General features: G+C 69.4%; 20 protein-coding genes. 1 reads left to right on the plus strand and 19 read right to left on the minus strand.

Annotated elements, in window-relative coordinates; genetic code table 11:
- Positions 1-3: 3 nt before the first annotated feature.
- The 11 genes from rpsS to LN042_RS25640 all read right to left on the minus strand — a co-directional run bounded on the left by rpsS (position 4) and on the right by LN042_RS25640 (position 9,068).
- On the minus strand, positions 4-285 hold the full coding sequence (gene rpsS / locus LN042_RS25590; protein WP_030280772.1) for a 30S ribosomal protein S19: 282 nt from the start codon (positions 283-285) through the stop codon (positions 4-6).
- A gap of 11 nt (positions 286-296) precedes the next feature.
- Complete coding sequence (gene rplB, locus LN042_RS25595) at positions 297-1,133, minus strand: 50S ribosomal protein L2 (RefSeq protein ID WP_230053702.1); 837 nt, start codon at positions 1,131-1,133, stop codon at positions 297-299.
- 35 nt (positions 1,134-1,168) lie between these two features.
- Positions 1,169-1,486: a 50S ribosomal protein L23 gene (rplW, locus tag LN042_RS25600; RefSeq protein ID WP_230053703.1), complete on the minus strand. Its 318-nt coding sequence runs from the start codon at positions 1,484-1,486 to the stop codon at positions 1,169-1,171.
- Entirely contained in the window at positions 1,486-2,163 is a 678-nt protein-coding gene (gene rplD, locus LN042_RS25605; protein WP_230053704.1) for a 50S ribosomal protein L4, read from the minus strand. The genes rplW and rplD overlap by 1 nt, the downstream gene beginning before the upstream one ends.
- Before the next feature lie 4 nt (positions 2,164-2,167).
- Positions 2,168-2,815 carry a 50S ribosomal protein L3 gene (gene rplC, locus LN042_RS25610; protein ID WP_230053706.1) on the minus strand — a complete coding sequence of 216 codons (648 nt, stop codon included), beginning with the start codon at positions 2,813-2,815 and terminating at the stop codon, positions 2,168-2,170.
- Between the two features lie 14 nt (positions 2,816-2,829).
- The gene (gene rpsJ / locus LN042_RS25615; RefSeq protein WP_012785157.1) at positions 2,830-3,138 is read right to left on the minus strand and encodes a 30S ribosomal protein S10; all 309 of its coding nucleotides are present in this window, start codon (positions 3,136-3,138) and stop codon (positions 2,830-2,832) included.
- Between the two features lie 554 nt (positions 3,139-3,692).
- Entirely contained in the window at positions 3,693-4,886 is a 1,194-nt protein-coding gene (gene tuf, locus LN042_RS25620) for an elongation factor Tu (RefSeq protein ID WP_230053707.1), read from the minus strand.
- Between the two features lie 218 nt (positions 4,887-5,104).
- Positions 5,105-7,210 carry an elongation factor G gene (fusA, locus tag LN042_RS25625; protein ID WP_230053709.1) on the minus strand — a complete coding sequence of 702 codons (2,106 nt, stop codon included), beginning with the start codon at positions 7,208-7,210 and terminating at the stop codon, positions 5,105-5,107.
- Between the two features lie 39 nt (positions 7,211-7,249).
- Complete coding sequence (rpsG, locus tag LN042_RS25630; protein WP_141635540.1) at positions 7,250-7,720, minus strand: 30S ribosomal protein S7; 471 nt, start codon at positions 7,718-7,720, stop codon at positions 7,250-7,252.
- 2 nt (positions 7,721-7,722) lie between these two features.
- Complete coding sequence (rpsL, locus tag LN042_RS25635; protein ID WP_014144289.1) at positions 7,723-8,094, minus strand: 30S ribosomal protein S12; 372 nt, start codon at positions 8,092-8,094, stop codon at positions 7,723-7,725.
- A 377-nt stretch (positions 8,095-8,471) separates the two neighbouring features.
- Entirely contained in the window at positions 8,472-9,068 is a 597-nt protein-coding gene (locus LN042_RS25640) for a DUF1707 and DUF4190 domain-containing protein (RefSeq protein WP_308191867.1), read from the minus strand.
- Positions 9,069-9,176: 108 nt separating this feature from the next.
- Between LN042_RS25640 and LN042_RS37380 the strand changes: the two genes are divergently transcribed.
- Complete coding sequence (locus LN042_RS37380) at positions 9,177-10,475, plus strand: DUF2786 domain-containing protein (RefSeq protein ID WP_372495817.1); 1,299 nt, start codon at positions 9,177-9,179, stop codon at positions 10,473-10,475.
- Between the two features lie 16 nt (positions 10,476-10,491).
- Here LN042_RS37380 and LN042_RS25650 read toward each other — a convergent pair whose 3' ends face one another.
- From LN042_RS25650 to rpoB, 8 genes are all read right to left on the minus strand, one after another.
- Positions 10,492-11,490: an ADP-ribosylglycohydrolase family protein gene (locus LN042_RS25650; protein ID WP_230053711.1), complete on the minus strand. Its 999-nt coding sequence runs from the start codon at positions 11,488-11,490 to the stop codon at positions 10,492-10,494.
- Entirely contained in the window at positions 11,487-12,695 is a 1,209-nt protein-coding gene (locus LN042_RS25655) for a cytochrome P450 (RefSeq protein WP_230053712.1), read from the minus strand. The genes LN042_RS25650 and LN042_RS25655 overlap by 4 nt, the downstream gene beginning before the upstream one ends.
- Positions 12,692-13,417 (minus strand): SIR2 family NAD-dependent protein deacylase, encoded by a 726-nt coding sequence (locus tag LN042_RS25660; RefSeq protein ID WP_230053714.1) that lies wholly within the window; start codon positions 13,415-13,417, stop codon positions 12,692-12,694. The genes LN042_RS25655 and LN042_RS25660 overlap by 4 nt, the downstream gene beginning before the upstream one ends.
- Before the next feature lie 43 nt (positions 13,418-13,460).
- A complete protein-coding gene (locus LN042_RS25665; RefSeq protein ID WP_249801481.1) occupies positions 13,461-14,069 on the minus strand; it encodes a response regulator in 609 nt (202 codons plus the stop codon).
- 92 nt (positions 14,070-14,161) lie between these two features.
- On the minus strand, positions 14,162-15,346 hold the full coding sequence (locus LN042_RS25670) for a sensor histidine kinase (RefSeq protein ID WP_230053716.1): 1,185 nt from the start codon (positions 15,344-15,346) through the stop codon (positions 14,162-14,164).
- 67 nt (positions 15,347-15,413) lie between these two features.
- Positions 15,414-16,100 carry a DUF4097 family beta strand repeat-containing protein gene (locus LN042_RS25675; RefSeq protein WP_230053717.1) on the minus strand — a complete coding sequence of 229 codons (687 nt, stop codon included), beginning with the start codon at positions 16,098-16,100 and terminating at the stop codon, positions 15,414-15,416.
- Positions 16,101-16,298: 198 nt separating this feature from the next.
- The gene (locus LN042_RS25680; RefSeq protein ID WP_230053719.1) at positions 16,299-20,204 is read right to left on the minus strand and encodes a DNA-directed RNA polymerase subunit beta'; all 3,906 of its coding nucleotides are present in this window, start codon (positions 20,202-20,204) and stop codon (positions 16,299-16,301) included.
- Positions 20,205-20,323: 119 nt separating this feature from the next.
- Positions 20,324-23,803 (minus strand): DNA-directed RNA polymerase subunit beta, encoded by a 3,480-nt coding sequence (rpoB, locus tag LN042_RS25685; protein ID WP_230053721.1) that lies wholly within the window; start codon positions 23,801-23,803, stop codon positions 20,324-20,326.
- Positions 23,804-24,353 lie beyond the last annotated feature (550 nt).

Below are 24,353 nucleotides of genomic sequence, written 5' to 3' on the forward strand. Positions count from 1 at the left end.
GCCTTAGCGGCGCTTCGACTTGCGGTCTTCCTTGACGTGGCCGCGGAAGGTGCGGGTCGGAGCGAACTCGCCGAGCTTGTGGCCGACCATCGACTCGGTGACGAACACCGGGACGTGCTTACGGCCATCGTGAACCGCGATCGTGTGGCCGAGCATGCTCGGGCTGATCACGGAACGACGGGACCAGGTCTTGATGACGTTCTGGGTACCCGCCTCGTTCTGAGCGTCCACCTTCTTGATGAGGTGGCCGTCGATGAAGGGGCCCTTCTTAAGACTGCGCGGCATCTGACCTGCTCCTAGCGCTTCTTGTTGGTCTTGCGGCGGCGCACGATGAGGGCGTCCGAAGCCTTGTTCGGCTTGCGGGTGCGACCCTCCTTCTGGCCCCACGGCGAAACCGGGTGGCGACCACCAGAGGTCTTGCCCTCACCACCACCGTGCGGGTGGTCGATCGGGTTCATGGCCACACCACGCACGGTCGGGCGGACGCCCTTCCAGCGCATACGGCCGGCCTTACCCCAGTTGATGTTCGACTGCTCGGCGTTGCCGACCTCGCCGACGGTGGCGCGGCAGCGCACGTCGACCAGGCGGATCTCACCGGAGGGCATGCGCAGGTGCGCCATGCGGCCCTCACGGGCGAGCAGCTGGATGCCGGAACCGGCGGAGCGGGCCAGCTTGGCACCGCCACCCGGACGCAGCTCCACCGCGTGGATGGTGGTACCGACCGGGATGTTGCGCAGCGGCAGGTTGTTGCCCGGCTTGATGTCGGCGCCAGCGCCGTTCTCGATCCGGTCACCCTGCGCGATGCCGCGGGGGGCGATGATGTAGCGCTTCTCGCCGTCCGCGTAGTGCAGGAGCGCGATGCGCGCGGTGCGGTTGGGGTCGTACTCGATGTGCGCGACCTTGGCCGGCACGCCGTCCTTGTCGTGACGACGGAAGTCGATCACGCGGTAGGCGCGCTTGTGACCGCCACCCTGGTGGCGAGCGGTGACACGACCGGCGTTGTTACGGCCGCCCTTGCTGTGCAGGGGGCGAACCAGCGACTTCTCCGGCGTGGACCGCGTGATTTCGACGAAGTCGGCCACGCTGGCGCCACGACGGCCCGGCGTAGTCGGCTTGTACTTGCGGATACCCATTTCTGTCCTCGTCTTGATCGACGGTCAGGCCCCGGTCAGGAGACCGGACCACCGAAGATGTCGATGCGGTTGCCCTCGGCCAGCGTCACGATGGCGCGCTTGGTGTCCTTGCGCTTGCCGAAACCGGTGCGCGAGCGCTTGCGCTTGCCCTGCCGGTTCAGAGTGTTGACAGCCGTGACCTTGACCGAGAAGACCGCCTCGACGGCCTGCTTGATCTGGGTCTTGTTGGCGCCCGGCGACACGATGAACGTGTACTTGTTCTCGTCGAGGAGCGCGTAGCTCTTCTCGGAGATAACCGGCTTCACCAGGACGTCACGGGGGTCCGTGAACGTCTTGCTCGTGACGTCGCTCATCAGGCGGCGCTCCCTTCGAGCTCGCCCTCAGCGGCAACGGCCTTGGCGGACGCGGCCGGACCGGCCACGAAACGCTCGAAGGCGGCCTGGGTGAAGACCACATCGTCGGAGACGAGCACGTCGTAGGTGTTCAGCTGGCCGAAGTCCAGGATGTGCACGTTCGGCAGGTTGCGAGCGGACTTGACGCCCAGCTCGTCCGCACGCTCGACGACCAGGAGGACGTTCTTGCGGTCGGTGATCTTGCCGAACAGGCCCTTGGCGGCCTTGGTCGACGGCGCCTCGGTCGCGGTCACGCCGGTGACGACGTGGATGCGGTTGTGACGGGCGCGGTCGGTGAGCGCACCGCGGAGGGCGGCGGCGATCATCTTCTTGGGGGTCCGCTGCGAGTAGTCGCGCGGAACCGGACCGTGCACAACGCCACCGCCGGCGAACTGCGGCGCGCGGGTCGAGCCCTGACGGGCCCGGCCGGTGCCCTTCTGGCGGTACGGCTTCTTGCCGCCACCGCGGACCTCGCCGCGAGTCTTGGTCTTGTGGGTGCCCTGACGGGCCGCAGCGAGCTGCGCCACGACGACCTGGTGCATCAGCGGAACGCTGACCTTCGCGTCGAAGATCTCGGCCGGCAGCTCGATGCTGCCGGTCTTGTCGCCAGCCGGCGACAGGATGTCAATGGTGCTCATTTCCTCACAGCCCCTTCGCCGCGGTGCGGACGAGGACGAGGCCGCCGTTCGGGCCCGGGACGGCGCCCTTGATGAGCAGCAGGCCCTTCTCCGCGTCGACCGCGTGCACGGTCAGGTTCTGGGTGGTCACACGCTCGTGGCCCATCCGACCAGCCATGCGCAGGCCCTTGAACACGCGGCCCGGGGTGGCGCAGCCACCGATGGAACCGGGCGAGCGGTGCTTGCGCTGGGTGCCGTGACCGGCGCCGAGACCCTTGAAGTTGTGACGCTTCATCACACCGGCGAAGCCCTTGCCCTTGGAGGTGCCGGTCACGTCGACCTTGACACCCGCCTCGAACAGCTCAGCGGTGATCTCCTGGCCCAGGGTGTACTCGGAGGCGTCCGAGGTACGGATCTCGACCAGGTGACGGCGCGGGGTGACACCGGCCTTGGCGAAGTGGCCCGCGAGGGGCTTGTTCACCTTGCGGGGGTCGATCTCGCCGAAGCCGAGCTGGACGGCGTCGTAGCCGGCCGGGCTGTCGGCGGTGTGGACCTGGGTCACGACATTCGGCCCGGCCTTGACGACGGTCACCGGAACGATCCGGTTGTTCTCGTCCCAGACCTGGGTCATGCCGAGCTTCTCGCCCAGGATGCCCTTAATCTGCTTAGCCATCTTCGGTGCGCCTCTCAGAGCTTGATCTCGATGTCGACGCCGGCCGGCAGGTCGAGACGCATCAGCGAGTCAACCGTCTTCGGCGTGGGGTCGAGGATGTCGATCAGACGCTTGTGAGTACGCATCTCGAAGTGCTCGCGCGAGTCCTTGTACTTGTGCGGCGAGCGGATGACGCAGTACACGTTCTTCTCAGTGGGCAGCGGCACCGGGCCCGCGACCTGCGCACCAGTGCGGATCACCGTCTCGACGATCTTCTTCGCCGAGGAGTCGATGACCTCGTGGTCGTAGGCCTTGAGCCGGATGCGGATCTTCTGTCCCGCCATGGCTACTTCGTAGTCCTTCTGTCGTCTGCTGCTTCTGCAACCGGTTCGTCCGGGTGGACTCTCCAGTGGCGTCCCGGATGGTTACCCTCCGGCCCCCGCGCTCGGGCGTGTCGCGCTCGAACTGCGAAAGAAGTGCGGCAGCACCTCAGGGTCCGGGCCGGTCTTGCACCCGTGGACGCCGGGTCGAGGCCCCGCCCACGCTTCCCGGAAGATTCCCGTACTTTCGCCCCGCAGCTGCCGCGGTGTCGCTTACACACCACTACGGCCCACAGGCTCACCCTGACGGGCGGGCCCGGACCATATGAACGGCCATCACGGGAACGACGAGTACCTGGGACTCGCTTCCAGTCCTCCCGGCGGGAGGCGCGCAGCATCGGCACTCAACCGAGCAACTTGGCTATCTTGCCATATCAGGGGCGTTTGACGCCAATCGCGGTGGGGTAATCACGCTGATCCGCCGTCAATTCCTCGGCGGACGCGCGGAAGGGCCCCGGAACCCGCTCTCACGAGCGGGTTCCGGGGCCCTTTTCCAGCTAGGTCAGAGCCTCGGGGAATTACTTGAGGATCTTGGTGACCTGGCCGGCGCCGACGGTGCGGCCACCCTCACGGATGGCGAACTTCAGGCCCTCCTCCATGGCGACCGGCTGGATCAGCGCGACCGTCATGGCGGTGTTGTCGCCCGGCATGACCATCTCGGTGCCCTCGGGGAGGGTCACGACGCCGGTCACGTCCGTGGTGCGGAAGTAGAACTGCGGGCGGTAGTTGTTGAAGAACGGGGTGTGGCGACCACCCTCGTCCTTCGACAGGATGTAGGCCTGGGCCTCGAAGTCGGTGTGCGGCGTGACCGAACCCGGCTTGATGATGACCTGGCCGCGCTCGACGTCCTCGCGCTTGATGCCGCGGAGCAGCAGACCGACGTTCTCACCGGCCTGGCCCTCGTCGAGCAGCTTGCGGAACATCTCGATACCGGTGACCGTGGTGGTGGTCTTGGTGGTCTTGATGCCGATGATGTCGACGGTCTCGTTGACCTTCAGGACACCGCGCTCGATGCGACCGGTGACGACGGTGCCACGACCGGTGATCGTGAAGACGTCCTCGATCGGCATCAGGAACGGCTGGTCGGTCAGGCGCTCCGGGGTGGGGATGTTCTCGTCCACCGCGTGCATCAGGCCGAGGAGCTTCTCGCCCCACTCCTTGTCGCCCTCCAGCGCCTTCAGCGCGGAGACGCGGACGACCGGCAGGTCGTCACCCGGGAACTCGTACTCCGAGAGCAGCTCGCGGACCTCGAGCTCGACGAGCTCCAGGATCTCCTCGTCGTCCACCATGTCGGCCTTGTTCAGGGCGACGACGATGTAGGGGACGCCGACCTGGCGGGCCAGGAGGACGTGCTCCTTGGTCTGCGGCATCGGGCCGTCGGTGGCGGCGACCACCAGGATGGCGCCGTCCATCTGGGCGGCACCGGTGATCATGTTCTTGATGTAGTCGGCGTGACCCGGGCAGTCGACGTGGGCGTAGTGACGCGCCTCGGTCTGGTACTCGACGTGCGCGATCGAGATGGTGATACCGCGCTGACGCTCCTCCGGCGCCTTGTCGATCTGGTCGAACGGCGTGAAGGGGTTGATCTCCGGGTACGCGTCGTGCAGCACCTTGGTGATGGCCGCAGTCAGCGTGGTCTTGCCGTGGTCAATGTGACCAATGGTGCCGATGTTGACGTGGGGCTTCGTCCGCTCGAACTTCGCCTTCGCCACTTCAGTCCTCCTGAGGACAGTTCTGTACGCCGTACGACGTCAGTTGGTCTTTGATCGGGTTGTGGTACGGGGTGCTGTGACACACCCCATGCCGTCCCGCGGATGGGGGGCGGAGGCCCGGCGGGATCGTGCGATCCCGCCGGTTACGCCTCCTATCAGGCTAAGGGTTCCGGTTCGTCCCGTTTTACGGGGTCGACCCAGGACCGGGGAAACCGGTCTTACTCGCCCTTGGCCTTGGCGATGATTTCGTCCGCCACGTTCCGCGGAACCTCGGCGTACGAGTCGAACTGCATCGAGTAGCTCGCGCGGCCAGAGGTCTTGCTGCGCAGGTCACCGACGTAGCCGAACATCTCGGACAGCGGCACCAGCGCGTTGACCACGCGGGCGCCGTGACGCTCGTCCATGGACCGGATCTGGCCACGGCGAGAGTTGATGTCGCCGATGACCTCGCCCATGTAGTCCTCGGGCGTGGTGACCTCGACGGCCATCATCGGCTCCAGGAGGGCCGGACCGGCCTTCTTGGCGCCTTCCTTGAAGGCCATCGAACCGGCGATCTTGAACGCGAGCTCGGAGGAGTCGACGTCGTGCGACGCACCGTCGAGCAGCGTCACGCGGACACCCTGCAGCGGGTAGCCGGCGAGGACACCGAACTCCATGGCCTCCTGGCAACCGGCGTCGACCGAGGGGATGTACTCCTTCGGCACGCGGCCACCGGTGACCTTGTTGACGAACTCGTAGCCGTCGCCGCTCTCCAGAGGCTCGATCGCGATCTGGATCTTGGCGAACTGGCCGGAGCCACCGGTCTGCTTCTTGTGCGTGTAGTCGATGCGCTCGACGGCCTTGCGGATCGTCTCGCGGTACGCGACCTGCGGCTTGCCGACGTTGGCCTCGACCTTGAACTCACGCTTCATGCGGTCGACCAGCACCTCGAGGTGCAGCTCGCCCATGCCCGCGATGATGGTCTGGCCGGTCTCCTCGTCCGTGTTGACCTGGAAGGAGGGGTCCTCCTCCGCGAGGCGCTGGATGGCGACACCCAGCTTCTCCTGGTCACCCTTGGACTTGGGCTCGATGGCGACGCGGATGACCGGGGCCGGGAAGTCCATGGACTCCAGGATGACCGGGTTCTTCTCGTCGCTCAGCGTCTCACCGGTGGTGGTCTGCTTCAGGCCCATGACGGCGATGATGTCGCCGGCGCCCACCGACTCGATCTCCTCACGCTTGTTGGCGTGCATGCGGTAGATCTTGCCGATGCGCTCCTTCTTGCCCTTGACGGAGTTCAGCACCGAGGTGCCGGACTCCAGGCGGCCCGAGTAGACCCGGACGAAGGTGAGCTTGCCGAGGTGCGGGTCCGACATGATCTTGAACGCGAGCGCGGCGAGCGGCTCGTCGTCCGAGGCCTGACGGACGATCTTCTCCTCGTCGTTGCCCGGCTTGGTGCCCTCGATGCCCTCGATGTCGAGGGGCGACGGCAGGTACTTCACGACCGCGTCGAGCAGGGGCTGGACGCCCTTGTTCTTGAACGCGGAGCCGCAGAAGACCGGGGTGAACTTGGACTCGAGGGTGCCCTTGCGGATCACCGAGACGAGGAGCTCCTCGGGGATCTCCTCCTCCATCAGCGCGAGCTCCATGATCTCGTCGCTGATCTCCGAGACGATGTCCATCATCTCGGTGCGGTAGGCCGCGGCCTTCTCCGCCAGGTCGGCCGGGATGTCGACGGTGTCGTACATCTCGCCCTTGGGCGCGTCGGCCGACCAGACCAGGGCCTTCATCTTCACCAGGTCGACGACACCGGTGAAGTCGGCCTCGGCGCCGATCGGCAGCTGCATGACCAGCGGCTTCGCGCCGAGGCGGTCCTTGATGGTCTGGACGCAGAAGAAGAAGTCGGCACCCGTGCGGTCCAGCTTGTTGATGAAGCAGATGCGCGGGACGCCGTAGCGGTCAGCCTGCCGCCACACGGTCTCGGACTGGGGCTCGACACCGGCGACGCCGTCGAACACCGTCACGCCACCGTCGAGGACGCGCAGCGAGCGCTCCACCTCGACGGTGAAGTCGACGTGCCCCGGGGTGTCGATGATGTTGATGGTGTTGTCAACGCCGTCGAGCGTCCAGTGGCAGGTCGTCGCGGCCGACGTGATCGTGATGCCGCGCTCCTGCTCCTGCTCCATCCAGTCCATGGTGGCAGCGCCATCGTGGACCTCACCGATCTTGTACGAGACACCGGTGTAGAACAGGATCCGCTCGGTGGTGGTGGTCTTGCCCGCGTCGATGTGCGCCATGATCCCGATGTTGCGGACCTTGGCGAGGTCAAGGGAGGTTGCAGCCATGGTGGCTCGTTCTCTCTCTGTCTAGTGACGGGGTACGGACTACCAGCGGTAGTGCGCGAAGGCCTTGTTGGACTCGGCCATCTTGTGGGTGTCCTCGCGACGCTTCACGGAAGCGCCCAGGCCGTTGCTGGCGTCGAGGATCTCGTTCATCAGACGCTCGGTCATGGTCTTCTCGCGACGGGCGCGGGAGTAGCCGACCATCCAGCGCAGCGCCAGGGTGCTGGCGCGGCCCGGGCGGACCTCGACCGGAACCTGGTAGGTCGCACCACCGACGCGGCGGGACTTGACCTCGAGGGCCGGCTTGACGTTCTCCAGCGCGCGCTTCAGCGTCACGACGGGGTCCGAGCCGGTCTTCTCGCGGACGCCCTCGAGGGCGCCGTACACGATGCGCTCGGCGGTGGAGCGCTTGCCGTGCAGCAGGATCTTGTTGACCAGCGAGGTCACCAGCGGGGAGCCGTAAACCGGGTCGACGATGACCGGGCGCTTCGGGGCGGGGCCCTTACGAGGCATTCTTACTTCTCCTTCTTGGCGCCGTAGCGGCTGCGGGCCTGCTTGCGGTTCTTGACACCCTGGGTGTCGAGCGAGCCGCGGATGATCTTGTAGCGGACACCAGGAAGGTCCTTCACACGCCCACCGCGGACCAGCACGATGGAGTGCTCCTGCAGGTTGTGGCCCTCGCCCGGGATGTAAGCGGTGACCTCGATCCCGCTGGTGAGGCGCACACGGGCGACCTTGCGGAGAGCCGAGTTCGGCTTCTTCGGGGTGGTCGTGTACACACGCGTGCAGACGCCGCGGCGCTGGGGCGAACCCTTCAGGGCGGGCGTCTTGTTCTTCTCGACCTTGTCCTGCCGGCCCTTTCGGACCAGCTGCTGGATCGTAGGCACCGTTTCTCCGTTTTCTGTGTGCCAAGGCTGGGTGAAACTAACCTGTGGTGTTCCCAAGCGGTCTGCCCAGCTCACGCCGACCCACGCGGTCGGGTGTGTTGAGCCTCCTCGGACGGAGGAATCACGCGGAATCCCATGGGCTTACGCACCACGGCGGGCGGGCAGGGCGGGTGGAACCTCACCGCTGCGGCGGCCGGTGTGCTTGCACGCACAAGGACCCGGGGACACCCCAGGCACAAGGTCAGAGCGTACCTAGCGCATCGGGCGCGGTCAAAACAAATGGAGCGCCGCAGGTCGTGGCGGATCCGGCCGGGGCGGCGGGCCGCGGCCCCGGGGCCGGCCGCGGCGGCACCGCCGGCACGCCCCGGCCCGGGCCGCTACCCGTGCGTGCCGACGAGCAGCAGGCCGAAGAGGAACATCATCGCCCAACCGGCGACGGACAGGTAACCCAGGACCAACCCGGCCGTCGCCATCCCGTCACCGCTCTCCTTGGTGCGGCTGATCTGACCGCGCGCCACGTGACCGGTGATCACCGCGGGCAGGCCGAGGGCGCCCATGGTCGGCACGCAGAGCAGGCCGAGCACCAGCGAGGCCACGGCCATGCTGTTGTTGGGGGCCGGGCGGGCCGGCGGCGGCATGAAGGTGGCCGGCACCGGCATCGGCGCGACCGGCGGTGCCAGGCCGGGACCGGCCGGCAGATCGGCCACCAGCTGGGCCAGCTGGCCGTAGGTCTGGGCGCTGTGCGCCACCTCGAACCGCTCGCCGTACTCCGCCGCGGACAGCCGCCCCTCGGCGTAGGCGGCCTTGAGCACGTCGACGGTGCGCTCGCGGTCGGTGTGCGCGGCGCGCATCGCGGCGTGCGGCGACCCGTACGGGACCGGTGCACCGTAGGCGGGAGCCGGCGGGCCGAACGCCGCGGGCTGGGCCGGCTGCCGGGACTGCCAACCGCCGGGCCACGACTGCACGTCACCCATCCGGGCTCCCTCCCCTGTCTGTCTCCCCTGTGAGGACGAACGCATCGGCCGTCGGGTTCCGCGTCGGCCTCACCGTCTCATCATGCCCTGTGACCGGGCTCCGGCATCATGGGGCGGGTGACTGGAGAAAACGGCGAGCCGACCGTCGAACAGTGGGAGCGGGCGCTCGGCGCGCTGCTGGGCGCGCCGGCGAGGCAGGCCGACCGGGTGCTGGACGGGGGCGCCTCGCTGCTGGCCGCCTCCGCCGAGCGCTGGCCGGCCTACGGGCGCGGCCTGCTGGGCCTGGCGGACCGGTCCCTGGGCTCGCTCTGGAGCCGCGGCTGGCGCCCGGCCGACCTGGCCCGGCTGGTCCGGCGGGACCTGTCGCCGGTGCACCAGGCGCTGCTGACCGACCTGGTCGCCGCCGAGGCGCGCCGCCACTCCCCCGCCACCCTGGACCGGCGCTGGCAGGAGCAGCTGCGCGAGCTCGGCGCCGAGGCCTGGTGGGACGGCGACGAGCGCTTCCTGCCCGGCTTCGCCGAGCGGCACCGGCTGGACCGCTTCGCCCTGGCCACCGCCGCCCTGGAACTGCTGGCGCTGCTCGCCCGGCTGCCGGTGATCACTCCGGTCGGGCCGGCTCCGGGCGGGGACCACCGGGTCGGGCACCGGGCGGCCGGCCCGCTGCCCGGCGAGCCCCGGATGCTCTCCCGGATCAGGGCGCTGCTGGCCAAGGCCGAGTCGACCGAGTACCCGCAGGAGGCCGAGGCGCTGACCGCCAAGGCCCAGCAGCTGATGGCCCAGCACTCCATAGACGAAGCGCTGCTCGCGGTCGGCCGGCCGGACGCGGCGGCGGCTCCGGGCGCGCTCCGGATCGGGGTGGAGAACCCCTACGAGGGCCCCAAGGCGATGCTGCTGGACGCGGTGGCGGCGGCCAACCGGTGCCGGGTGGTGTGGGCCAAGGAGTTCTCGTTCTGCACCGTCATCGGCTTCGACCCCGACCTGGACGCGGTGGAGCTGCTCTACACCTCCCTGCTGGTGCAGGCGACCGCGGCGATGCAGCAGGCCGGCAGCCGGCAGCACCTGGACGGGGCCTCCCGCACCCGGGCGTTCCGGCAGTCCTTCCTGGTCTCCTACGCGGCCCGGATCCGGGAGCGGCTCACCGAGGCCACCGAGCGGACCACCCGGGAGGCGGCCGCCGGGAGGCACCTGAACGACGACGGCACCGCCGAGCAGCGGCTGCCCGACACCCGGCTGCTGCCCGCGCTGGCCGCCCGCGAGGAGCAGGTGGACTCCGCGACCGAGCGGATGTTCCCCAAGCTCACCTCGCAGCGGGTGCGGGTCAGCGACGGCGAGGGCTGGGCGGCCGGGCGCGCCGCCGCCGACCGGGCCGCCCTGCAGCCCCGCCGGCGGCTCGGTCGCCGCGGCTAGCGGCTCGGCCCAGGGCTCAGTCCCAGAGCGCGCCGAACGCCAGCAGCTCGTCGCGGTGCTCGATCCGCTCCACCCAGTCGGCCGGCCAGGCGTCCGCACCGTGACGGGCACCGGCGAAGGCACCGGCCAGGCAGGCGAGCGAGTCGGAGTCGCCGCCGGAGTAGGCGGCCCGGCGGATCGCCGCCACCGGGTCGTCGGGGAAGAGCAGGAAGCAGAGCAGCGCGGTGGCCAACGCCTCCTCGGCGATCCAGCCCTCCCCCGTGGCCAGGCACGGGTCGGCTTCCCGGTCCGGCGCGGCCAGCGCCGCGTCCAGCCGGTCGAGCACCGCCAGGCACTGGTCCCAGCCCTCACTGATGAACAGCTCGGCCGTCCGGTGGTGGGACTGCGTCCACAGGTCCCCCAGCCAGTCCTCGCGGTACGTGGTGCGGTTGGCCACCGCGTAGGCCCGCAGCAGCGCGGGCAGCTGGACCGGCGGGGTGTCCTGGGTGAGCAGCCAGACGGTCAGCGCGGTCAGCTCGCTGGCCGCGAGGCCGGTCGGGTGGCCGTGGGTCAGCGCGGCCTGCAGCTGGGAGCCGCCCGCGAGTTGGTCCATCGTCAGTCCGGGCACCAGGCCCAGTGGGGCCACCCGCATGTTGGCGCCGCAGCCCTTGGAGCCGATCCGGCTGGCCTCCTGCCAGCGCACCCCGCGGTGACTGAGCTCCTGGCAGGCGCTCAGGCAGGTGACGCCGGGCGCCCGGTTGTTCTCCGGCGAGCGCCACCACTCGACGTACTCGGCCCGCAGCGGCGCGGTGAACCGCTCGGCGGTCAGCGGGCCGTCGGCCAGCGCGGTGCGCAGCGCGCGGGCCACGGAGAGCGTCATCTGGGTGTCGTCGGTGATCAACGCCACCTGGCGCAGCGGCAGTTGACGCCAGTCAGGGCAGCCGCGGGCGAGGTTCTCCAGCGACTGGAACTCGGTCGGGGCGCCGAGCGCGTCACCCAGCGCCAGGCCGAGCAGGGCACCGGTAGCACGCGTCATGTGGTCACCAGGAGTTCGGTCAGGCCGCGGATCACGTAGCCGGGCTGCCAGGCCGGCTCCCGCAGCAGCGTCAGGTTGGGTGCCCGGCGCAGCAACGCGCCGAAGGACTCGGTGAGTTCGAGCCTGGCCAGCGGAGCACCGAGGCAGTAGTGGATGCCCGCGCCGAAGGAGATGTGCGGGTTGTCGGCCCGGGTGACGTCCAGCCGGTCGGGGTCGGCGAACCGCGCCTCGTCCCGGTTGGCCGAGCCGAACAGCAGGGCCAGTTCGCTGCCGCGCGGGATGGGCACGCCGGCCACCTCGATGTCCTCCAGCACCCACCGCTCGAACATCTGCAGCGGTGTGTCGAACCGCATCAACTCCTCGATGGCGGTGGGGAGGTGGGCGTCGACATCGGAGCGGAGCAGGGCCAGCTGCCCGGGGTTGCGCAGCAGCGCCCACCAGCCGTTGCCGGTGGTGTTGACGGTCGCCTCGTGGCCGGCGTTCAGCAGCAGCACGCAGGTGGAGACCAGCTCCTGCTCGCTGAGCGCGTCGCCGTCCTCCTGCGCGGCGATCAGCGCGGAGAGCAGGTCGTCGCCCGGTACGGCCCGGCGCTCGCGGATCAGCGCGCGCAGGTAGTCGGAGAACTCGACGCAGGCCCGCACGGCCCGCTCGGCGGTCTCGACGCTCGGGTTGAGCTCGAACATCCCGGTGATCGCGGCCGACCAGGGCCGCAGCAGGTGCCGGTCGGCGGCGGGCACGCCGAGCATCTCGGCGATCACGGCCACCGGCAGCGGTTCGGCGACGGCCGAGATCAGGTCGCCGCCGCCCTCCGCGAGCAGCGCGGTGACCAGCTCGTCGGCCAGCCGTGCCACGGTGGGCCGCAGCGCCTCGACCATCCGCGGGGTGAAGGCCTTGGCGACCAGCCGGCGGATCCGGGTGTGGTCGGGGCCCTCCAGGTCCAGCAGGCCGTTGCCGTTGAGGGTGTGGAACGGCTCGTGCGCCGGGTCCGGCGGGGCCTGTCCGAACTCCTCGTGGCCGAACCGGTGGGTGTAGGTGCGTCCCAGCCGCCGGTCCCGCAGCAGCGCGCTGACGTCCGCGTACCGCGGGACGAGCCACTGCCCGGTGGCCTCGTGGAAGACCACCGGGGCGTCGGCCCGCAGTTCGGCGTAGGCGTCGTACGGGTGGGCGATGAACTCCGCCGACCGGGGATCGAAACGCGTCGTCACCCGGTCAGCCTAGCGACCAGGGCCGGCAGTGCCGTGGAGATGGGCTCCCGGATCACCTCCTGGGCCAGCCCGTCGTACGGGGTCGGCTCGGCGTTGACCACGACCAGCCGGGCCCCGGCCTGGACCGCCACCTCCACCAGTCCGGCCGCCGGGTGCACCTGCAGGCTGCTGCCGACGGCGATGAAGAGCTCGCACGCCTGGGCGATCCCGGCCGCCTTCTCCAGCACCACCGGGTCCAGCGGCTCGCCGAACATCACGGTGGCCGGCCGCAGGATGCCGCCGCACTCCCGGCAGGCGGGGTCGGGCTCACCGGCCGCGACCCGCTCCAGCGCCTCGTCCATGCCGCTGCGGCGCCTGCAGCCCGTGCACCACACCCGCGTCGCCGTGCCGTGCAGCTCCAGCACGTGGTTCTCGCGCAGCCCGGCCTTCTGGTGCAGGCCGTCCACGTTCTGGGTGAGCACCCGCAGCGGCAGCGCCCGGTCCAGCTCGACCAGCGCCCGGTGCCCGGCGTTCGGCTCGGCCCGCAGCGCGCCCGCGTCCCGGCGCATCAGCCAGGCACGCCGCCGGACGTCCGAGGAAGCCAGGTAGGGGCCGATGGTGACCAGGTCCTGCGCGCTCGGGTCGCGCTGCCAGAGCCCTTGCGGGCCGCGGTAGTCGGGGATGCCGGAGTCGGTGGAGACGCCGGCGCCGGTCAGCACGGCGACGAGGGTGCGGCTGCTCATGCCCCGACGGTAGGGCCCGCCCGGGGCCGACCGCACCCGGGTTTCAGGCCTCGCCCGCCACCACCGCGCCGGCCTCGTAGGCGAAGACCACCGCGTGCACCCGGTCGCGCAGCTGGAGCTTGCTCAGCAGGTTGGAGACATGGGTCTTGACGGTGTGCTCGCTGACGGTCAGCTCGGCGGCGATCTCGGCGTTCGACAGCCCCCGGGCCAGCAGCCGCAGGGTCTCCTGCTCGCGGGCCGTCAGCTGGTCCAGCAGCCGGTGCGGTCGACGGGACGCGCCGGGGCGCCGGGCCGCGAACTCGCTGATCAGGCGCTTGGTCACGGACGGCGCGAGCAGGGCCTCGCCAGCGGCCACCAGCCGGACGCCGTGCGCCAGGTCGTCCCGACGGACGTCCTTGAGCAGGAATCCGCTGGCACCCGCGTGCAGCGCGTCGTAGACGTAGTCGTCGATGTCGAAGGTGGTGAGCATCAGCACCTTGGTGTCCGGGTACTCGACGCAGACCCGGCGGGCCGCCTCCAGCCCGTCCATGACCGGCATCCGGACGTCGAGCAGCAGCACATCGGGCCGGTGCGCGGCGACCGCCTCGATCGCCTGCAGCCCGTCGGCCGCCTCGGCCACCACCTCGATGTCCGGCTGGGCGTCCAGGATCATCCCGAACCCGGCCCGGACCAGCTCCTGGTCGTCGGCCACCACCACGCGTATCACGTTGCGCTCCTCACCGTGCCTGACGTCTCGACAGCGAATCAGACCAAGGGCAGGTCGGCACGGACCCGGAAGCCCTGCCCGCCCGGCCCGGGCCCGGCCTCCGCCCGTCCACCGCAGGCCGCCGCCCGCTCGCGGATGCCCAGCAGTCCGCGGCCGCCGGACCAGCCGGCCGTGCCGACCGCCGCCGTGCCGCCCGGGCCGCGGCCGTTGTCCTGGACGGTCAGCTCCAGCCGCTCGGCCCGCTCCACCACGGCCACCTCCGCCCGGTCGGCCCCGGAGTGCTTGAGCACATTGGTCAGCGCCTCCTGGACGATCCGGTAGGCCGCCGCCTCCACGTCGGCGGGCAGCGCCGGCGCCGGCTCCGGCAGCGCCAGCTCCACCCGCACGCCCGCCGCGCGCACCCGCTCGGCCACCGCGGCGAGCTCCGGGAGCTTCGGCTGGGGCGCGAGTTGGGGCGCTGCGCCGTCCTCCTTGAGCACTCCGAGCACCCGGCGCAGCTGCACCATGGCGTCCCGCCCGGAGTCGGCGATGGTGTCGAACGCCCGGATCGCCTTCTCCGGGTCGCGGTGCACCACCAGCGGTCCGGCCTCGGCCGTGATGACCATCAGCGAGACGGCGTGCGCCAGGATGTCGTGCATCTCCCGGGCGATCCTGGCCCGTTCCTCGGCCACCGCCCGGGCCGCCTCGCTGACCGCCCGGGCCGCCTCGCTGACCGCCCGGGCCCCGGCCTCGTGCGCCCGCCGCTTCTCGGTCTCGGCCTGCGTGCGCAGCTGGCGCGCGATCGAGCCGAGGATGAAGGACCCGACGGCGGTCAGCTCGCTGAAGATCAGCCCGTTCGGCGAGTGGGTGCCGAACACGTTGTAGGGCACCAGCACCGCCAGGCTCAGCCAGCGCTGCCACTCCCTGCCCCGGTCGGCCAGGGTGTAGCCGGCCAGGATCGCGTGCAGCATGATCTGCGGCTGCGCGGAGTGCGCGAACAGGCTCATGCCCAGCGAGAAGAGGCTGGAGAGGAGGAAGACGGTGAACGGCGCCCGGCGCCGCCAGGGCAGCGGCGCGGCGGTGGCGGCGGCCAGCACGAAGGTCCAGGCCGGCCAGGTGCGGGCGTCGAAGAAGACCGCCCAGACCGAGATCGCCCCGGCGACGGAGGCCAGCACGCAGTCGACCAGGAATGGCCTGGCCGCCACGGACCGGATCAACCGGCCCTGCCAGTGCGCGCTCTCCACCGCTGTCCCCGCCCCTCCCCCGGTAACCGGAAGCCTAGCGGCCCAGCTCACCAGGGGATACCCGCCCTCAGGCATCGCCGACGGTGACGCTGCCGGTCTCGGCGCGGGCGTCGATGGTCCGCCCGGCGGCGGCGTCCTGCGGAACCGTCACCTTGACCGCGCCGGTCTGCGCGCCGGCCTGGACGGTGTAGCCGGCGCCCTTGGGCACGGTGATGTCGATCGAGCCGGTCCCGGTGCGGGTGTCCACGACGGCGGGGGTGCCGGTGAAGGAGGCGGAGACGCTGCCGGTCCCGGTGTGCAGCTCGGCCTTGGCGCCGGCCAGCCCGACCGCCCGGATCCGGCCGGTCCCGGTGCCGGCCTGCACGTCGGCGGTCAGTCCGGTCAGGTCCACCTCGCCGGTCTGCTCGGTCAGCTTGACCACGGTGCCGGCCGGCACCCGGATGTCGTAGCCGACGCCGCACTCGTGGCAGTGGTAGGCCAGGGTGAGGGTGCCGTCGGCGCTCAGCTGGTGGGTGGTGGCCGGCTGCTGGTCGCGGTAGTCCTGGTGCTCGGTGACGGTGACCGCGTCGCCGCCGCCGACCACGTTGATGCTGCCGGTCTCCCCCTGCACCACCAGGGTCCGCACCGGCTGGCCGATGCCGTAGCCGACGTCGCTGTGCTTGGTCTGCCCCCGCCAGTCGCAGGCGGTCATGCCGATGAGCACGACGGCGGTGATCGCGGCGTAGACCAGCGCTCGGGTCACAGGGTGGTTCATGGTCTGGCTCCCCCTCGGGTCGCCGGCTCGGACCCTCCGAAGCCGACACCCCGAAGCCTGCCCGCCGGACCCGTCGTCGCGGATCGCCCGGCCGACGGGTTTCCCGCCTCCCCCTTGCGGCTGAGTCTCCCCCTGGAACGCCGCAGGGCGGCCATCCCTCGGAGGGATGACCGCCCTGCGGTCGGTTCAACCGTTGACTCAGCCGGTGTACGGGCCGTAGTCGTAGTCGTCCAGCGGGACCGCCTGGCCGGAGCCGGCGCCGAAGGGCGACAGGTCGTAGTCGTCGTAGCCGACGGCCGAGTACATCGCGGCCTTGGCCTCCTCGGTCGGCTCGACCCGGATGTTGCGGTAGCGGGGCAGGCCCGTACCGGCCGGGATGAGCTTACCGAGGATGACGTTCTCCTTGAGGCCCAGCAGCGGGTCCGACTTGGCGTGGATCGCCGCGTCGGTGAGCACCCGGGTCGTCTCCTGGAAGGAGGCGGCCGACAGCCAGGACTCGGTGGCCAGCGAGGCCTTGGTGATACCCATCAGCTGCGGACGGCCGGAGGCGGGGTGACCGCCCTCGGAGACCACGCGACGGTTCTCCTGCTCGAACCGGCCGCGCTCGACCAGCTCGCCCGGCAGCAGCTCGGCGTCGCCCGACTCGATGATCGTCACGCGGCGGAGCATCTGCCGGATGATGATCTCGATGTGCTTGTCGTGGATCGACACACCCTGCGAGTTGTAGACCTTCTGGACCTCGGCCACCAGGTGGACCTGGACGGCACGCTGGCCCATGATCCGCAGCACGTCGTGCGGGTTGGTGGCACCCATGGTCAGCTTCTGGCCGACCTCGACCTGCTCGCCCTCGCTGACCAGCAGCTTGACACGCTTGGAGACCGGGTAGGCGATCTCGTCGGTGCCGTCGTCCGGAGTGATGACGATCTTGCGGGTCTTCTCGGTGTCCTCGATCCGCGCCCGGCCGGAGGCCTCGGAGATCGGAGCCACACCCTTCGGGGTACGGGCCTCGAAGAGCTCGACGACACGCGGCAGACCCTGGGTGATGTCGTCACCGGCCACACCACCGGTGTGGAAGGTACGCATGGTCAGCTGGGTACCGGGCTCACCGATGGACTGGGCGGCGATGATGCCGACCGCCTCACCGATGTCGACCAGCTTGCCGGTGGCCAGCGAGCGGCCGTAGCACATGGCGCAGGTGCCGACCGCCGACTCACAGGTCAGGATCGAGCGGACCTTGACCTCGGCGATGCCGTGGCGGATCAGCTCGTCGATCAGCACGTCACCGAGGTCGGTGTTGGCGGTCGCGATGAGCTTGCCGTCGACGGTGATGTCCTCGGCCAGCATGCGGGCGTAGACGCTGGTCTCGACGTCCTCCGCCTTGCGCAGCACGCCGTCCTCGCCGAACGAGCCGATCGCCAGCTTGAGGCCGCGCTCGGTGCCGCAGTCCTCCTCGCGGATGATCACGTCCTGCGAGACGTCCACCAGACGACGGGTCAGGTAGCCCGAGTCGGCGGTGCGCAGCGCGGTGTCGGCCAGACCCTTACGGGCACCGTGGGTGGAGATGAAGTACTCCAGCACGGACAGGCCCTCACGGAACGAGGCCTTGATGGGGCGCGGGATGGTCTCGTTCTTGGCGTTCGACACCAGACCACGCATACCGGCGATCTGACGCATCTGCATCATGTTTCCGCGAGCACCCGAGTCGACCATCATGAAGATGGGGTTGGTCTTCGGGAAGTTCGCGTTCATCGCCTCGGCGACCTCGTTGGTCGCCTTGGTCCAGATGTTGACGAGCTCCTGCTTGCGCTCGTCGTTGGTCATCAGACCGCGCTCGTAGTTCTTCTGGACCTTCTCGGCCTGCGCCTCGTAGCCCTCGAGGATCTGGGGCTTGCTCGGCGGGACCACGACGTCCGAGATCGAGACGGTGACACCGGAACGGGTCGACCAGTAGAAGCCGGCCGCCTTCAGGTTGTCCAGGGTCGCCGCCACGACGACCTTGGGGTACCGCTCGGCCAGGTCGTTGACGATCGCGGAGAGCTGCTTCTTGCCCACCTCGTAGTCGACGAACGGGTAGTCGTCCGGCAGCAGCTCGTTGAAGAGCGCCCGACCCAGGGTCGTGGTGAGCCGGAAGGACTCGCCCTCGGTCCACTGCGCCGCCTCGCTGTCGGCCCACTCGGGGTCGACCGACGGGGTCCAGCCCCGCGGCGGCACGGTGCCGATCGGCAGCCGCAGGTTGATCGGGGCCTGGACGTCCAGCTCGCGGGCGTCGAAGGCCATGATCGCCTCGGCGGTGGACGAGAAGGAGCGGCCGGCGCCCTTCACGTTGTCGCGGTCCGAGGTCAGGAAGAACAGACCGAGCACCATGTCCTGGGTCGGCATGGTGACGGGGCGACCGTCGGCCGGCTTCAGGATGTTGTTCGAGGACAGCATCAGGATGCGGGCCTCGGCCTGGGCCTCCGCGCTCAGCGGCAGGTGCACGGCCATCTGGTCACCGTCGAAGTCCGCGTTGAACGCGGTGCAGACGAGCGGGTGGATCTGGATGGCCTTGCCCTCGACCAGCTGCGGCTCGAAGGCCTGGATGCCCAGGCGGTGCAGGGTGGGCGCACGGTTCAGCAGCACCGGGTGCTCGGCGATGACCTCTTCGAGGACGTCCCACACCACCGGGCGGGCGCGCTCGACCATGCGCTTGGCCGACTTGATGTTCTGCGCGTGGTTCAGGTCGACCAGGCGCTTCATCACGAACGGCTTGAAGAGCTCCAGCGCCATGGCCTTGGGCAGACCGCACTGGTGCAGCTTGAGCTGCGGGCCGACGACGATGACCGAACGGGCCGAGTAGTCGACGCGCTTGCCGAGCAGGTTCTGACGGAAACGACCCTGCTTGCCCTTCAGCATGTCGCTGAGGGACTTCAGCGGACGGTTGCCGGGGCCCGTCACCGGGCGGCCGCGGCGGCCGTTGTCGAAGAGGGCGTCGACCGCCTCCTGGAGCATGCGCTTCTCGTTGTTGACGATGATCTCGGGCGCGCCGAGGTCGAGGAGCCGCTTCAGGCGGTTGTTGCGGTTGATGACACGGCGGTACAGGTCGTTCAGGTCGGAGGTCGCGAAGCGGCCACCGTCCAGCTGCACCATCGGACGCAGGTCCGGCGGGATCACCGGGACGCAGTCGAGCACCATGCCGTGCGGCTTGTTGCTGGTCTGCAGGAAGGCGGAGACGACCTTGAGGCGCTTGAGCGCACGGGTCTTCTTCTGGCCCTTGCCGGTGCGGATGATCTCGCGCAGGCGCTCGGCCTCGGCGGTCAGGTCGAAGGTCTCCAGGCGGTCCTTGAGGGCCGCGGCGCCCATCGAGCCCTGGAAGTAGGTGCCGAACCGGTCGCGCAGCTCGCGGTAGAGCAGCTCGTCGCCCTCGAGGTCCTGGACCTTGAGGTTCTTGAACCGGGCCCAGACCTCGTCCAGGCGGTCGATCTCGCGCTGCGCGCGGTCGCGCAGCTGCTTCATCTCGCGCTCGGCGCCCTCGCGCACCTTGCGGCGCACGTCCGCCTTGGCGCCCTCGGCCTCCAGCTCGGCCAGGTCGCTCTCGGCCTTCTTGGCGCGGGCCTCGAGGTCGGCGTCGCGGCGGTTCTCGATCTGCTGGCGCTCGACCGAGACGTGCGCCTCCAGGGAGGGCAGGTCGCGCTGACGGCGCTCCTCGTCCACCCAGGTGATCATGTAGGCGGCGAAGTAGATGACCTTCTCCAGGTCCTTCGGCGCCAGGTCAAGCAGGTAGCCCAGGCGGGACGGCACGCCCTTGAAGTACCAGATGTGGGTGACCGGGGCGGCGAGCTCGATGTGGCCCATCCGCTCACGGCGCACCTTGGCGCGGGTCACCTCGACGCCGCAGCGCTCGCAGATGATGCCCTTGAAGCGGACGCGCTTGTACTTACCGCAGTAGCACTCCCAGTCCCGGGTCGGGCCGAAGATCTTCTCGCAGAAGAGGCCGTCCTTTTCGGGCTTCAGGGTGCGGTAGTTGATGGTCTCCGGCTTCTTGACCTCGCCGTGGGACCACTGGCGGATGTCGTCAGCCGTGGCCAGGCCGATGCGGAGCTCGTCGAAGAAGTTGACGTCAAGCACTGGTCGTCAAGCCCTCTTTCGTCATTCGAGAGTTTGTCTGTGGTCTGAGGGGGGCCTGGGGGCGGGCCGGCCCGACCTGAACCCGTTCCATCGGGAACAGCAGGCCGGCCCAACCTCCGTCAGACCTCTTCGACGCTGCTCGGCTCGCGCCGGGACAGGTCGATGCCGAGCTCCTCGGCAGCGCGGAACACGTCCTCGTCGGAGTCCCGCAGCTCGATGTTGGAACCGTCCGAGGACAGCACCTCCACGTTGAGGCAGAGCGACTGCATTTCCTTGATGAGGACCTTGAAGGACTCGGGAATGCCGGGCTCGGGGATGTTCTCGCCCTTGACGATCGCCTCGTAGACCTTCACGCGGCCCAGGACGTCGTCGGACTTGATGGTGAGCAGCTCCTGCAGCGCGTAGGCCGCGCCGTACGCCTCAAGGGCCCACACCTCCATCTCACCGAAGCGCTGACCACCGAACTGCGCCTTACCACCGAGCGGCTGCTGGGTGATCATCGAGTACGGACCGGTCGAACGGGCGTGCAGCTTGTCGTCGACCAGGTGGTGCAGCTTGAGGATGTACATGTAGCCGACCGAGATCGGCATCGGGAACGGCTCGCCGGAGCGGCCGTCGAACAGCTGGGCCTTGCCGGTGGAGTTCACCAGGCGCTCGCCGTCGCGGGTGAGCGTGGTGTTGTCCAGCAGACCGGTGATCTCGTCCTCGCGGGCGCCGTCGAAGACCGGGGTGGCGAGGTTGGTGCCGCCCTCGACCGTGTCGGCGCCGATCGCCTGCAGGCGGCGGGCCCACTCGTCGGCCAGGCCGGAGACGTCCCAGCCCTGCTTGGCGAGCCAGCCGAGGTGGATCTCCAGGACCTGTCCCGGGTTCATCCGGGACGGGACGCCCAGCGGGTTGAGGATGATGTCGACCGGGGTGCCGTCGGCGAGGAACGGCATGTCCTCGACCGGCAGGATCTTGGAGATGACACCCTTGTTGCCGTGGCGGCCGGCGAGCTTGTCACCGTTGGTGATCTTGCGCTTCTGGGCCACGTAGACGCGGACCAGCTGGTTCACACCCGGGGGAAGCTCGTCGCCCTCCTCGCGGTCGAACACGCGGACGCCGATGACCTTGCCGGACTCACCGTGCGGCACCTTCAGCGAGGTGTCGCGGACCTCACGGGCCTTCTCACCGAAGATCGCGCGGAGCAGGCGCTCCTCCGGGGTCAGCTCGGTCTCGCCCTTCGGGGTGACCTTGCCGACCAGGATGTCGCCGGTGACGACGTCCGCGCCGATCCGGATGATGCCGCGCTCGTCGAGGTCGGCGAGCACCTCCTCGGAGACGTTCGGGATGTCCCGGGTGATCTCCTCGGGGCCCAGCTTGGTGTCGCGGGCGTCGACCTCGTGCTCCTCGATGTGGATCGAGGAGAGCACGTCGTCCTGCACGAGGCGCTGCGACAGGATGATCGCGTCCTCGTAGTTGTGGCCCTCCCAGGACATGAACGCCACGAGGAGGTTCTTGCCCAGCGCCATCTCACCGGCATCGGTGCAGGGGCCGTCGGCCAGCACCTGGCCGGCCTCGACCCGGGCGCCCTCGTCCACGAGCACCTTCTGGTTGAAGGAGGTGCCCTGGTTGGAGCGGGTGAACTTGGCGGCCCGGTAGGTGTTGTAGGTGCCGTCGTCGTTGGCCACGGTGACGTAGTCGGCCGAGACCTCCTGGACCACACCGGCCTTCTCGGCGGTGATGACGTCCTGGGCGTCGACGGCGCAGCGGTACTCCATGCCGGTACCGACCAGCGGGGCCTCGCTCTTCAGCAGCGGCACCGCCTGGCGCATCATGTTCGAGCCCATGAGCGCGCGGTTGGCGTCGTCGTGCTCGAGGAAGGGGATCATGGCGGTCGCGACCGACACCATCTGGCGCGGCGAGACGTCCATGTAGTCGACCTCGGTGCCCGGCACGTAGTCGATCTCGCCGCCACGGCGGCGGACCAGGACGCGGGGCTCGGCGAAGTGGTTGTCCTCCGTCAGCGGCGCGTTGGCCTGCGCGATGACGTAGCGGTCCTCTTCGTCGGCGGTCAGGTAGTCGACGTGGGTGGTGACCACGCCGTTCTCGTCGACCTTGCGGTACGGGGTCTCGATGAAGCCGAAGGCGTTCACCCGGCCGTACGAGGCCAGCGACCCGATCAGACCGATGTTCGGGCCTTCAGGGGTCTCGATCGGACACATGCGGCCGTAGTGCGAGGGGTGCACGTCACGGACCTCGAAGCCGGCCCGCTCACGGGACAGACCACCGGGACCCAGCGCGGACAGACGGCGCTTGTGGGTCAGGCCCGACAGCGGGTTGGTCTGGTCCATGAACTGGGACAGCTGGCTGGTGCCGAAGAACTCCTTGATGGAGGCGACGACCGGCCGGATGTTGATCAGGGTCTGCGGCGTGATCGCCTCGACGTCCTGGGTGGTCATGCGCTCGCGGACGACGCGCTCCATGCGGGCCAGACCGGTGCGGACCTGGTTCTGGATCAGCTCGCCGACGTTGCGCAGGCGGCGGTTGCCGAAGTGGTCGATGTCGTCGACCTCGACCACGATGTCGCGGCCCTCGTCGTCACGCCACTCGGTCTCGCCCGCGTGCAGCTTCACCAGGTACTTGATGGTGCCGATGATGTCGGGCTCGGTGAGCACACCGGAGTCCAGCGACTCGGCGTTGCCCAGCTTGCGGTTGACCTTGTAGCGGCCGACCTTGGCCAGGTCGTAGCGCTTCGGGTTGAAGTAGAGGTTCTCCAGCAGCGTCTGCGCGGCCTCGCGCGTCGGCGGCTCGCCCGGACGCAGCTTGCGGTAGATGTCGAGCAGCGCGTCGTCCTGGCCCTGGGTGTGGTCCTTCTCCAGGGTGGCGCGCATCGACTCGTACTCGCCGAACTCCTCGAGGATCATCTCGTTGGTCCAGCCGAGGGCCTTGAGCAGCACGGTGACCGACTGCTTGCGCTTGCGGTCGATGCGGACACCGACCATGTCGCGCTTGTCGATCTCCATCTCCAGCCAGGCACCGCGGGAGGGGATGATCTTGGCGGAGTAGATGTCCTTGTCGGACACCTTGTCGAGGGTCGAGTCGAAGTAGACACCCGGCGAGCGGACCAGCTGGGAGACGACGACACGCTCGGTGCCGTTGATCACGAACGTGCCCTTGTGGGTCATGAGCGGGAAGTCGCCCATGAAGACCGTCTGAGACTTGATCTCACCGGTCTCGTTGTTGGTGAACTCGGCCGTGACGAAGAGCGGGGCCGCGTAGGTGAAGTCGCGGTCCTTGCACTCGTCAATGGAGTTCTTCGGCGGCTCGAAACGGTGGTCGCGGAAGGTCAGCGACATCGACCCACTGAAGTCCTCGATCGGGGAGATCTCTTCGAAGATCTCCTCCAGACCGGACTTGGTGGGGACGTCCAGACCAGACTCCAGCGCCTCCTCGACCCGGGACTTCCAGGCCGCGTTGCCGAGCAGCCAGTCAAAGCTCTCGGTCTGCAGGGCCAGGAGGTTGGGGACCTCGAGGGGCTCCTTGATCTTCGCGAACGAGACCCGGAGCGGGGCGGTGGATGCGGCGGAATTGTTCGAGGCGTTGCGCGGCGCGGCCAAGAGGGGGGTCCTTCCGAGGGCTCGGAGCTCACTACGCGCATACCGGCCGGGCCTTGCCGAGGGGTTCATCCAACGGAGAAATCCCAGGTCAGGGCAGCGCCGACTCCGGGCGACGAGTCACGGAGCAGCTAACAGGCAGCGCAAAGGGACAGTGTAGCCAAAGGCGACACTGCTGTCCAGTCCTGATTCGGAGACCGAATCGGACGCTCCCTCCGTTGCGTACTGCCAGTCCTGCTGCGCACCGCAGCGGCGCCACACCTCACCGAGGAGGCCGGCACCGCGTCTCACCCTTGAGTGAGTTCCCGCCACGGCCCCGGGTTATGCATCCAGGGCCACTCGAACTAACGGCCGACCGCAGAGCGCCATCAGCGCGGGTGTCGGCACGCGCCTTGAGAATCGCGCGCCCGCCGCCGTTCGTCAAGGCCCGGCCGAACCGTGGACCTCGGGGTGTTCATCGCTGTGCGGCCCGTGAGCGTTACAGCGGTGATCACCATACCTCGCTCCTGCGACAGTCGACAGCGAACGCAGACAGGCCGGGTCGGCCACCCCG

The organism is Kitasatospora humi (genome assembly GCF_020907985.1).
In the GTDB taxonomy this organism is placed as follows: Bacteria; Actinomycetota; Actinomycetes; order Streptomycetales; family Streptomycetaceae; genus Kitasatospora; species Kitasatospora humi.